The following is a 10,495-nucleotide window of genomic DNA, read 5'->3' as shown; positions in this document are numbered from 1 at the left end:
TTTTTAGTTGTGGAGTTACAAAAAAACGGGCAAGCAGAGATGGGGCGGCGGCGGGGAGGGCAGCAAGAAGCCGCGCTGGGTGCAGATCTCGAGTTTGGTTGTGGTTTCGGAGGGCATCGGGCGGTGCCGGTGTGGGGGGGGCCTTTTGTGATAGCCGTGGTTGGGGGGGTCGGGTGGGTGGGGGGGGGGCGCCGTTAAGCGGGTGGTGGGGGGCTTGGCCGCGGCATCCATGCCGCGGACACCCCCGCGAACCCGACCGCCCCGGCCTCTGACAGGTTCCTGCAGCGTCCCACCCCGGAATCAACGGAAGAAGGCAAAAGCAAAAGCAAAAGCAAAGGCAAACGCGGGTCGCTGCGCTCGGTGGATCCACGCCATGCGTGGATGGCGTGAACCACGGTGGTGCCGGCTGCTGGCCGACACCACATCATCGATGATCGCCGCCTACGCCCAGGCCTTCGGTCGCGCCAGCAACCATGCAGCGGTCACCGCCAGCAGCAGCAACGGCAACCATCCCAACTGGGTGGGCCCACCGGCCTGCAGCAGCACACCACCCGCCACACCTCCCGCAGCAATGGCCAGGTTCCAGCCGGTCACCAGCATCGACTGCGCCAGATCCGCGGCGGCACCGGCACGGCGGGCGAGTGCGGTCTGGAACAGGGTTGGCACCGCGCCGAAGGCCACGCCCCACAGGATCGTTGCCAGCAGCAGTGCGGTCGCGTTGCCCGGCCACAGCAGCAGCGCCAGCACCGGCAGGATGAAACCGATCACCGCCGCCCACACCAGCATGCGCAGGTGGCGGTCCACGCCCCAGCCGGCAATACCGATGCCGGCAATCGCCGCCAGGCCGAAGGCCAGCAGCAGGCGGTCCAGCCACGGGCCCGCCCCCGCCTCCACTGCCAGCGGTTCGATGTAGGTGTAGAGCACGTTGTGTGCGAGCACGTACAGCACCATCACCAACAGTGCACTGCGCACGCCGGGCATGCGCCAGACCGCGCCCAGCGATGTGCGCTTGCCGGAACCCGCAGCAGGCAAGGCTGGCAGCGCCCAACGCGCATACGCCAGCAGCCCCACGCCCAGCACGCTCATCAATGCGAACGCCCAGCGCCAGCCAATCTGCTGGCCCAGCAGCGTGCCCGCCGGTACGCCCAGCGACAGCGCCAACGGCGATCCGACCATTGCCACCGCAATCGCCCGGCCCTGCAGCGAGGGCACCACCATGCGTGCGGCATAGCCGGCCACCAGCGACCACAGCAGCCCGCCGCTCACGCCCGCCAGGAAACGTGCGGCGAGGATCAGCGCATAGCTGCTGCTCAACGCGGTCAGCGTATTGACCACCACGAAGCCGGCAATCGCCGCCAGCAACAGCGGGCGTCGTGGCAGGCGCTGGGTCAGCGCGGTCATCGGCAATGCGGCCATCACCGAGCCCAGCGCATACACGCTCACCAGCTGCCCCACCGCCGCATCACTCACGCCCAGGCTGTCGCCCATCGGCCGCAATACACCGGCCGGCAACGTCTCGGTCAGCAGGGTGATGAAGCCGCCGCCGGCCAGTGCCAGCAGGCCGGCCCATGGCAGACGCGTGGCTTCACCGGCCGGGCTGGCCGCATCGATGGCATGGCCGCTCATCGTGCAGTCCCCAGGTCGGCATACACCGCATCACGCAGTTCATCGACAAAGGCGCCGTCCATGCCTTCGTACAGCGTGTTGGTCAGCGCTGCCACGCTCAGGCCGCGCGCAGGATCGACGAACCAGCTGTGGCCGTAGGCACCGCCCCACCGCCATGTACCTGCGTTCTGCGGCGTACCGCTGGCGGCCGCATCGCGCAGCACCGCAAAGCCAAGACCAAAGCCCCAGCCGTGCGGTTCCGGCGGCCCCTGCTCGCCCACCTGCGGGGCCGCCATCTCCGCCACCAGCCGGGGCGGCAGCAGGCCGGAACGCTGCCCGTCGCGCAATGCCTCCAGTACCCGCATCACCTCATCGGCGGTACCCACCAGGCCCGCGCCGGCCGAAGGGAACCGGCTGGCATCGGTCGCGCGGGCAAGGCTGTACTCGATGCCCACCGTGCCCTCGAACGGAGCGACCACCTCGCCTTCGCGCAGGCGGTGCGGCTGCGGTGTGTCGGTGACATACGGCGTGGCCAGCCGCGCCGCATCCTGGGTGGCGAAGGCGGTGTCACGCAGGCCCAAGGGCGCAGCCAGCAAGCGGGCGAACAAGGCCTGCAGCGTTTCCCCGGTTGCCGCTTCGGCCACTGCGCCGGCCACGTCCACGCCCAGCGAATACATCCACTGGCTGCCCGGTGAGAACAGCAGTGGCGCCTGCCCGATGCAGCGCACGTTCTCGGCCAGGGTCAACGGGTTGGCATCCATGCCGTCGCTGACACCCGCGCGCGCATAGGGGCCATCCGCATCGGCTTCGAGGAAGCGGTAGCCCAGCCCACTGCTGTGGCTGAGCAGCTGGCGCAGGCTGATGGGCGGCGTGCTGCCATCGGCCAGCGCCGGGCGGAAGTCCGGCAGCCAGCGCTGCACCGGTGCATCCAGGTCGAGCACGCCCTCGGCCACCAGGCGCAGGATCACCGTGGTCAACAGCGGCTTGCTCACCGAGGCCAGCCGGAACAGCTGGTAGCGCTGCATCGGTATAGCCGACTCGCGATCCGCCAGGCCCGTGGCGCTGGCATGGCGCAGCACGCCGTGCTCGCGCACCAGCACCACCGCACCGACCAGGCGCTGCGGGTGGACCTGCTGCAGCAGCCGCTGCACCGAAGGCAGTGTCGGCACAGGTTCGAAGGAAGGAGCGGCATTCATCGCGGTGATCCGTGGGGGAGAGGCCGCCACGTTAGGCAGCGTGCGTCCGCGCAAAAAGCCGGTTGCCGCTCCGGGCATCATGGACCGCGCAGTCCGCAATCGGCATGATGGCCGGAACCGCGGGGCCGCAACGGTTCGCGCGCCCGCCCGCATCACAGTGTTGCAAAGCCGGGACCGCCCGCTGCGCTCCTGCCCACCTACCCTGCTGTTTTCACCGCCCGCACGCCCATGTCAGTCCTGGACAACCTCGCCAACCTGCAGACCTTCGTGCATGCCGCCGACACCCGCAGCTTCGTCGAGACCGGGCGCCTGCAGGGCATTTCCGCCTCGGCAGCGGGCAAGTGCGTGGCGCGGCTGGAGCACGCCCTGGGCGTGCGCCTGTTCCATCGCAGCACGCGCAGCATCACCCTCACCGCCGAGGGCCAGCTGTTCCTGGCTCGCTGCCGGCGCATCCTCGACGAGCGCGACGCTGCCCGCACCGAACTGGCGCAGCCACACGCCTCGCCCCGTGGCACGCTGCGCATCGGCCTGCCGCTGGTGGGCGACCTGACCCTGCCGCTGATGGCCGAGTTCATGGCGGCGTATCCGGATATCCGCCTGGACCTGGACTTCAGCGACCGCCTGGTCGATGTCATCGAGGAAGGTTTCGATGCGGTGCTGCGCGTTGGCGAACCCAGCGACTCGCGGATGAACGCACGGCGGCTGGGCGTGTTCCCGCGGCGTGTCGTTGCCTCGCCGGGCTACCTGCAGCGCTGCGGCGTTCCGCGCACGCCGGCAGGCTTGATGCAGCACACGCTGCTGCACTATCGCTTCCCCACCACCGGCAAGCTGGAACCGTGGCCGATCCACTGGCCCGACGATGAAACGCCGCAGGAGCTTCCGGTGCACATGGTGGCCAATACCATCGAAGCGCGGGTAGCGCTCGCACTGCGCGATATCGGCCTGGCCTTCGTGCCGGTGCACTCGGTGCGCGATGCCCTGGCCGACGGCCACCTGGTCACAGTGCTGGACGAACACGTGCATTCCTGCGGCACCTTCCATCTGCTGTGGCCGTCGGGCCGACACGTACTGCCGAAGCTGCGGGTGTTCATCGACTTCGTCGGCGCCCGCCTGGGTACCGTGCCGTAGATCCACGCCATGCGTGGATGCGTCTCGCGGCGAAAGGAAGCCGAGCATCGGCTCGGCTCTACAGAACCGCCCGACCATCGGTAGCGCCGGGCCATGCCCGGCGGCCGCACGCCTGACCATTCAGCCACTGCCGCTATACTGGACGCTCATTCCTCCCAGAGGCTCGCGACCAATGCGCCATTGATGCCGCCGTCTTCCCAACAGACGGCCTGACTCTTCCCGCCCCTGCGCGCAGGGGAGAACCCGGCATCCATGGAGGTCGCATGACCCCGCATTCCCTCACGCTCGATCGCGTGTCGTATCGACTGGCCGACGGCCGCCCGCTGTTTTCCGATCTGTCGTTTTCCTTCGATCCGGTTGCCACCGGCCTGGTCGGTGCCAATGGTGCCGGCAAGAGCGTGCTGGCACGCCTGCTGGCGGGCCGGCTGTTGCCCGACAGCGGCCAGGTACGCGGCAGCGGCCGCGTATTCCTGTTGCCCACGCCCGGATATCCACCGTCCGGCACCGTGGGGGAGCTCGCCGGCGTCGGCGAGGAACTGGCTGCACTGGCGCGCATCGAAGCGGGCAGCGTGGACGAAGCCGACTTCGCCCGCGTCGGCGACCGCTGGGATCTGCGCGAACGCCTGCAGCAGCAATGGCAGGCATTGCGGCTGCCGGACGATCTCGATCCCGCCCAGCCCGCCGCACGCCTCAGCGGTGGCCAGGCGATGCAGGTGGCGCTGTCCGGTGCCTGGGCCAGCGACGCCGACTGGCTCATCCTGGACGAACCCAGCAACCATCTCGACGTTCGGCATCGACAGCAGCTGTACGAACAGCTGCAGCAATGGCGTGGCGGCCTGCTGGCGATCAGCCACGATCGCGAGCTGCTTGGGCACATGCAGCAGATCGTCGAACTGGACGCGCGCGGACTGCACCGCTATGGCGGGCCGTGGCAGCACTACGCCGACGCGCGTGCCGCCGAACGCGAAGCTGCCGCCGCCCAGCTCGACCACGCGCGCGCCCAGCACCGCCAGCAGCAGCGCAGCGCGCGTGAACAGCACGAACGGCAGCAGCAACGCCAGGCACGCGGCAACCGCGATGCGAAGCAGGCCAACCAGGCGCCGATCCTGCTGGGCCGGCAGAAGCAGCGCGCCGAGGCCAGCCATGGCCGTGCTCAGCAGGTCCAGGCCGAGCGCCTGCAGGCCAGCGCCGACCAGCTGCGCGCAGCGGCATCAGCGGTTCACGCGGCGCCGGAACTGGCGCTGTTTGCCGGTGAAGGCGAACGCGGCAGTTCACGCCTGCTGCAAGCGGAGTCGCTGGCGCTTCCGCATGGGTGCAGCGCTCCATTGCAGCTCGAGATCCGACGCGGGCAGCGCATCGCTGTGGTCGGTGACAACGGTGCTGGAAAATCCACCCTGCTGCGTGTGCTGGCAGGGCAGCTGCCTGCACGCAGTGGCACCGTGCAACGGCATGCGCCATTGGCACTGCTGGACCAGCAGCTGTTGGGATTGTCCGGCGGGCACAGCATCCTGGAGACGGTGCAGGCGGCGAACCCAGGTACCGATGTGGGAGAACTGCGCACGCGGCTGGCCCTGCTCGGGCTGGACGCACAGCGCATCCAGCGGGCAGCCAGCAGCCTCAGTGATGGCGAGCGGGTGAAGGGGGCGCTGGCCAGCGTGCTGTATGCCGATCCCGCACCCCAGCTGTTGCTGCTGGACGAACCCGGTAATGCGCTGGATCTGAGCGCGTTGCAGGCATTGGAAGAGCTGCTTGCTGCGTGGCCGGGGGCACTGATGATGGTCAGCCATGACCGGCATCTGCTGCAAGCATTGCGACCGACGCACGTGCTGCAGGTCACCGCCGACGCCTGGCAGTGGCGCGACGCACTGTAGATCCACCACGCCATGCGTGGATTCGATTCTGTAGAGCCGAGCCCACGCTCGGCTGCAGTAGATCCACGCCATGCGTGGATGGAATGGTCCTCCAGCCGAGCGTCGGCTCGGCTCTACAGGAACCGTTAGCTCAACGCTTCCACACCGGGAACGCCTGTGGCAACTGCTGCCACAGCAGCGGGCCCGCACGCAGTTCCTGGTCATTGAGCAGGCAGGCATCCAGCTCCGCACGCACCGCGCGCTCATCCATGTGCACGCCAATCACCACCAGTTCCTGGCGACGATCGCCCCACAAGGGATGCCACAGCCGCTGCATCGCCGCGTGCGCGGCCGAATCCGGGAATTCCTCCAGGCCCGGCAACGGTGCGCTCCAGCAGTCGGCCTGCTGGCGTGCCCAGCCAAGATCGCTGTAAGGCAGCGGTGTCGGCGGCAACAGCGGTGTGGTGTCCTCCATGCCCGCACGCACGCGATCGCGCGCGGCGTACCAGAATCCCGCCGCCTGCGTGCGCGTCGCTGCGCCCACGGTATTCAGTTCGCCCACCCAGTCCATGCGGTTGGCCAACCAGAACCAGCCCTTGCTGCGGATCACGCCGGGCATCCCCGACTGCAGCGCGCGGGCGAATCGCGCGGGGTGGAACGGACGTCGCGAGCGGTAGACAAAGCTGCCGATCCCGTACTCCTCGGTTTCCGGCGTGTGCTCGCCACGCAGTTCCTTCACCCAGCCCGGCGCACGTTGTGCACGCTCCATGTCGAAGCGACCGGTATCCAGCAGTTCGGCCAGTGGCACATCGCCGAAGCTGGACAGCAGCAGCTTCGCGTCCCGGTTCAGCCCACGCAGTACCGCCAGCGTGTCCTGCAGTACCTCGTCGTCCACCTGGTCCACCTTGCTGACCACGATCACGTCGGCGAACTCGACCTGCTCGCACAGCAGGTCAACCACCCCGCGGTCATCCTCCGGGCCGGCCTGCTGGCCACGCTCGGCCAGGCGTTGTGAAGAACCGAAGTCGGCAAGGAAGGCGCTGCCATCCACCACCGTCACCATCGTGTCCAGGCGCGCAATGTCACTCAGGCTGAAGCCGTGCTCGTCGCGCACCGCGAACGTCGCGGCCACCGGCATCGGCTCTCCGATCCCGGTCGATTCGATCAGCAGGTAGTCATACCGACCTGCATCGGCCAGGCGCCGCACTTCCTGCAGCAGGTCATCGCGCAGCGTGCAGCAGATGCAGCCGTTGCTGAATTCCACCAGCGTCTCTTCGGTGCGGCGCAGCTCGGCGCCACCTTCGCGCACCAGTTGTGCATCGATGTTGACTTCGCTCATGTCGTTGACGATGACCGCCACGCGCAGGCCCTCACGGTTGCGCAGGATCTGGTTGAGCAGGGTGGTCTTGCCGGCCCCGAGGAAGCCGGACAGCACGGTGACCGGAAGGCGGCGGTCGGCGCGGGAAACAGTGTTCATGTCGGAGCGGGTTGGCTGCGGAACGAAAATGTTACTGTATAACAATTGTTGCGCAAGGAACCTCCCCCGATGAAGTCACCTTCTGCCGCCCTGCTCGATGCCGGCGCGGTCGCCCTGTCCAGCCTGTGCCTGCTGCACTGCCTGGCGCTGCCCCTGCTCGCCGCCGTGTTGCCGCTGTTCGGCGCGTGGGCCGAAGCGGAATGGGTGCACCTGCTGTTCGTGGCCATCGCCCTGCCGCTGACCGGCTACGCGCTGTGGCGGGCCGAGCGCCGTCATCCGCTGCCCGTGCTGGCCTGGGCCACCGCCGGTGCCGGTCTGGGGCTGTTGCTGGCCGGCGCGCTGGCGCTGCCCTCGCATGACTGGGAAACGCCGATGACCGTTACCGGCAGCCTGCTGCTGGCGGCGACGCATCTCTGGAACGCGCGGCACCGGCACGCGGCACGCGGCACGCGGCGTAGAGTCGACTGTTAGTCGACTATCGCGCGAAGCGCGGGATTTCATGCCGCCTGAGCGGAGAGCAGTCGACTAACAGTCGACTCTACCCCCCACGGCCTATTTGCCGTAGCGGCGCAGCAGCTCCACCAGCACTTCGGCTTCGGCGGCCCGCTGTTGCGGGTCTTCCGCGCCCACCACATGCTCCTGAAGGTGCTCGTGCAGCAGCTCCATCAGCAGGCTGTGGGCAGCACCGCGTACCGCGGCGACCTGCACCAGCACATCCGCGCAGTCACCCGCCTCGCCCTCGGGCCTATCCAGCGCCTGTTCCAACGCCGCCACCTGGCCGCCGATACGGCGAACGCGGGTCAGCAGCTGCTTTCGATGCTTGTGTACATGGGCCATGGCGATATCGTATACCCTATGGGGGTATCCTTCCACCCCTGGTCTGCCCATGCATCTGGACGCCCTCGCCGCCGCCCGCCGCCACGAACACCGCTTCGACGACGGCAACCCGCTGGCCGAACGCAATACCCGCCGCGCCATGTGGCTCACCGTCAGCATGATGCTGGTGGAGATCGTTGGCGGCTGGTGGTTCAACTCCATGGCCGTGCTCGCCGACGGCTGGCACATGAGCTCGCACGCGCTGGCACTGGGCCTGTCGGTGTTCGCATACCGCTGCGCACGCCGCTATGCGCACGATCCGCGCTTCGCCTTCGGCACTTGGAAGATCGAGATCCTGGCCGGCTACACGAGCGCCATCGCCCTGCTCGGCGTCGCCGCACTGATGGCCGTGCAGTCACTGGAGCGGCTGTGGGTGCCGGCACCGATCCATTACGACGAAGCCATTGCCATTGCGGTCGTCGGCCTGGCGGTGAACCTGCTGTGCGCCTGGTGGCTGCACGACAGCCCGGGGCATGCGCATCACCACCATGGGCACGCCCATGGCGATCACCACGGGCATGACCACGCGCACCACGATCACGCGCATGGTCACGACCTGAATCTGCGCTCGGCCTACGTGCACGTTCTGGCCGACGCCGCCACGTCGGTGCTGGCCATCGTTGCCCTGCTCGGCGGCAAGCTGCTGGGCCTGACCTGGCTGGACCCGGTGATGGGCCTGGTCGGCGCGGTACTGGTCACGGTGTGGGCAGTGGGCCTGCTGCGCGACAGCGGCCGCATCCTGCTGGACGCGCAGATGGACGCACCGGTGGTGGCCGAAGTGCGCGAAGTGATCGAACAGGGCCCCTGGCCGGCACGCTTGGCCGACCTGCACGTCTGGCAGGTGGGCCGCGGCAAGTACGCGGTCAGCGCCAGCGTGGTCACCAGCGATGCCAGCCTGGATGCCGATACCGTGCGCAACGCGCTGGCCATCCACGAAGAGCTGGTGCACGTGACAGTGGAGATCCACCGCAGCTGATCCTGCGCGACCGCGGTCGAATCTGTAGAGCCGAGCCCATGCTCGGCTTGCCGTTGCCTTTGTAGCGCCGAGCCATGCTCGGCTGTCGCAGGCCATCAGCCGAGCACGGGCTCGGCTCTACAGTCAGAGCTTCAGCATCATCCGCAGCAGGTACATCAGCAGCGGCAGCGCGCTGATCACTGCGCCAGCAATGCCGATCCACGGCCAGCGCTCGCCGCGCACGCGCGAAGCCACTGCCAGGCCGCCGCCGACCAGCGCCGCGCCCAGCACACCCACGCCCAATCCCGCAGCCATGCCATTGCCGCCTGCGGCCGCCGCCGCCTGCGCAGCCAACGTGCCCGCGCCCCAGCCCACTGCAATGCCCAGCCAACTGGCCACGCCGCACCACGGTGCCTTGCCCTGCGCCATCCGAAAACCCCTGTGTTCTTGCCGAATTTCTGTACGGGCCGTGCCCGCCTGCTGCCTACACTAGCCGCACCTGCCCTGTAGGGACATCCCATGCGCACGCTCCGCCTGCTGCTGCCCGGTGCCCTCCTCCTGCTCACCGCCTGTGGGGGTGACGCCGGGCTCCCGTTCTCCGCCGATCCCCTGCAGGGCTGCTTCGCCACCAGCGCGCGCAAGCCGGCCGATTTCCGCATCGAGCGGGAAGGTGGCCAGTACTTCGTCTCCTTCAGCCGCGGCGACCAGTGGCAGCGCGAACCCAATGCCCTGCACAAGGCCTCCCGCAGCGAGATCAGCCGCTATTTCCGCGATGACGCCGAACAGATCGACGAGGCGCTGATCCGCATGGCCGGCGGCTTCGGCATCTTCCACTTCAACAAGGGCGCGACGTTGAAGGGCAAGGCCAGTGATAGTGACTACATGGCGCTGATGCTGATCGGTGCTGGGCCGGTGTATGCAGTGAAGTGCCCGTAAGACGCAATGATTCTAATGGCGGCGCAGGGCACTATAGGTACATCCTGTCTCCATTGAGGAGCGATGCCAATGCTGCTGTTTCTGCTGCTTGCGGTAAGCGCGCCAAAGACCCAAGGGGCCTATGACGAAGTCCGGCAGCTGCCCGATGGGCAGACCCTGATCATGCGCACCCTGGACTGGGATCTCGGTGATGGTCGCCATGAGCGCGTTACCGTGCATTGGCTGCTGCAGGAAGACGGCAGCCTGCGCTACGACTTTGATCGGCAGCCACCGGAAACCCAGGACGTCCATCGTCGGTCGTGCGCGCTGCAGGGCATGCAGCCATCACGTGGCGTCGGCATGATCTCAGGACAAGGAGCCACGCACGGCTTCAGCTGCACGAGCCAGCTGTAGAGCCGAGCCCACGCTCGGCTCCTGCCGTCTTCATCCACGCATGGCGTGGATCTAGAGCCGCAGCCACCCCGGGCCCCGG

At 68.2% G+C, this 10,495-nt stretch carries 11 protein-coding genes; 6 read left to right on the top strand and 5 right to left on the bottom strand.

What is annotated here, in order from left to right:
* Nucleotides 1-441: 441 nt before the first annotated feature.
* Both QRO91_RS18550 and QRO91_RS18545 read right to left on the bottom strand, forming a co-directional pair.
* Complete coding sequence (locus QRO91_RS18550) at nt 442-1,626, bottom strand: MFS transporter (protein WP_197620056.1); 1,185 nt, start codon at nt 1,624-1,626, stop codon at nt 442-444.
* Nucleotides 1,623-2,801, bottom strand: coding sequence for a serine hydrolase (locus QRO91_RS18545; protein ID WP_197650736.1), 1,179 nt, complete (start codon nt 2,799-2,801; stop codon nt 1,623-1,625). Before QRO91_RS18545 ends, QRO91_RS18550 begins: the two co-directional genes overlap by 4 nt.
* A gap of 228 nt (nt 2,802-3,029) precedes the next feature.
* Here QRO91_RS18545 and QRO91_RS18540 point away from each other — a divergent pair, with 228 nt between their 5' ends.
* Together QRO91_RS18540 and QRO91_RS18535 are read left to right on the top strand one after the other, a co-directional pair.
* Nucleotides 3,030-3,929: a LysR family transcriptional regulator gene (locus tag QRO91_RS18540; RefSeq protein WP_285310505.1), complete on the top strand. Its 900-nt coding sequence runs from the start codon at nt 3,030-3,032 to the stop codon at nt 3,927-3,929.
* A gap of 263 nt (nt 3,930-4,192) precedes the next feature.
* Complete coding sequence (locus QRO91_RS18535) at nt 4,193-5,800, top strand: ATP-binding cassette domain-containing protein (RefSeq protein WP_197650738.1); 1,608 nt, start codon at nt 4,193-4,195, stop codon at nt 5,798-5,800.
* A 130-nt stretch (nt 5,801-5,930) separates the two neighbouring features.
* Here QRO91_RS18535 and QRO91_RS18530 read toward each other — a convergent pair whose 3' ends face one another.
* Nucleotides 5,931-7,256, bottom strand: coding sequence for a GTP-binding protein (locus QRO91_RS18530; RefSeq protein ID WP_049428408.1), 1,326 nt, complete (start codon nt 7,254-7,256; stop codon nt 5,931-5,933).
* Between the two features lie 69 nt (nt 7,257-7,325).
* Between QRO91_RS18530 and QRO91_RS18525 the strand changes: the two genes are divergently transcribed.
* A complete protein-coding gene (locus QRO91_RS18525; protein WP_197650739.1) occupies nt 7,326-7,727 on the top strand; it encodes a MerC domain-containing protein in 402 nt (133 codons plus the stop codon).
* Nucleotides 7,728-7,808: 81 nt separating this feature from the next.
* Here the strand turns inward: QRO91_RS18525 and QRO91_RS18520 are convergent, their stop codons facing one another.
* Nucleotides 7,809-8,093, bottom strand: a complete 285-nt coding sequence (locus QRO91_RS18520) for a metal-sensing transcriptional repressor (RefSeq protein WP_021204443.1) — start codon at nt 8,091-8,093, stop codon at nt 7,809-7,811.
* A 49-nt stretch (nt 8,094-8,142) separates the two neighbouring features.
* On the opposite strand from QRO91_RS18520, the gene dmeF reads away from it, so the two are divergent.
* Complete coding sequence (dmeF, locus tag QRO91_RS18515; protein WP_197620052.1) at nt 8,143-9,108, top strand: CDF family Co(II)/Ni(II) efflux transporter DmeF; 966 nt, start codon at nt 8,143-8,145, stop codon at nt 9,106-9,108.
* A gap of 123 nt (nt 9,109-9,231) precedes the next feature.
* On the opposite strand, the gene QRO91_RS18510 is transcribed toward dmeF, so the two are convergent.
* Nucleotides 9,232-9,516 (bottom strand): hypothetical protein, encoded by a 285-nt coding sequence (locus QRO91_RS18510; protein WP_197633169.1) that lies wholly within the window; start codon nt 9,514-9,516, stop codon nt 9,232-9,234.
* 90 nt (nt 9,517-9,606) lie between these two features.
* On the opposite strand from QRO91_RS18510, the gene QRO91_RS18505 reads away from it, so the two are divergent.
* The gene (locus QRO91_RS18505; RefSeq protein WP_049428668.1) at nt 9,607-10,023 is read left to right on the top strand and encodes a hypothetical protein; all 417 of its coding nucleotides are present in this window, start codon (nt 9,607-9,609) and stop codon (nt 10,021-10,023) included.
* A gap of 69 nt (nt 10,024-10,092) precedes the next feature.
* Nucleotides 10,093-10,416, top strand: a complete 324-nt coding sequence (locus QRO91_RS18500; protein ID WP_049428666.1) for a hypothetical protein — start codon at nt 10,093-10,095, stop codon at nt 10,414-10,416.
* Nucleotides 10,417-10,495: the final 79 nt, after the last annotated feature.

The sequence above is a fragment of the Stenotrophomonas maltophilia group sp. Smal32 genome (assembly GCF_030237085.1).
Classification (GTDB): domain Bacteria; phylum Pseudomonadota; class Gammaproteobacteria; order Xanthomonadales; family Xanthomonadaceae; genus Stenotrophomonas; species Stenotrophomonas maltophilia_Q.
The sequence above is the reverse complement of the archived record's forward strand: the minus strand, read 5'-3'. Positions and strand labels throughout refer to the sequence as shown.

What these genes read in the sequence shown, in the direction of transcription:
- QRO91_RS18550 (WP_197620056.1), bottom strand. Translation starts at nt 1,626, where the DNA reads ATGAGCGGCCATGCCATCGATGCGGCCAGCCCGGCCGGTGAAGCCACG.
- QRO91_RS18545 (WP_197650736.1), bottom strand. Translation starts at nt 2,801, where the DNA reads ATGAATGCCGCTCCTTCCTTCGAACCTGTGCCGACACTGCCTTCGGTG.
- QRO91_RS18540 (WP_285310505.1), top strand. Translation starts at nt 3,030, where the DNA reads ATGTCAGTCCTGGACAACCTCGCCAACCTGCAGACCTTCGTGCATGCC.
- QRO91_RS18535 (WP_197650738.1), top strand. Translation starts at nt 4,193, where the DNA reads ATGACCCCGCATTCCCTCACGCTCGATCGCGTGTCGTATCGACTGGCC.
- QRO91_RS18530 (WP_049428408.1), bottom strand. Translation starts at nt 7,256, where the DNA reads ATGAACACTGTTTCCCGCGCCGACCGCCGCCTTCCGGTCACCGTGCTG.
- QRO91_RS18525 (WP_197650739.1), top strand. Translation starts at nt 7,326, where the DNA reads ATGAAGTCACCTTCTGCCGCCCTGCTCGATGCCGGCGCGGTCGCCCTG.
- QRO91_RS18520 (WP_021204443.1), bottom strand. Translation starts at nt 8,093, where the DNA reads ATGGCCCATGTACACAAGCATCGAAAGCAGCTGCTGACCCGCGTTCGC.
- dmeF (WP_197620052.1), top strand. Translation starts at nt 8,143, where the DNA reads ATGCATCTGGACGCCCTCGCCGCCGCCCGCCGCCACGAACACCGCTTC.
- QRO91_RS18510 (WP_197633169.1), bottom strand. Translation starts at nt 9,516, where the DNA reads ATGGCGCAGGGCAAGGCACCGTGGTGCGGCGTGGCCAGTTGGCTGGGC.
- QRO91_RS18505 (WP_049428668.1), top strand. Translation starts at nt 9,607, where the DNA reads ATGCGCACGCTCCGCCTGCTGCTGCCCGGTGCCCTCCTCCTGCTCACC.
- QRO91_RS18500 (WP_049428666.1), top strand. Translation starts at nt 10,093, where the DNA reads ATGCTGCTGTTTCTGCTGCTTGCGGTAAGCGCGCCAAAGACCCAAGGG.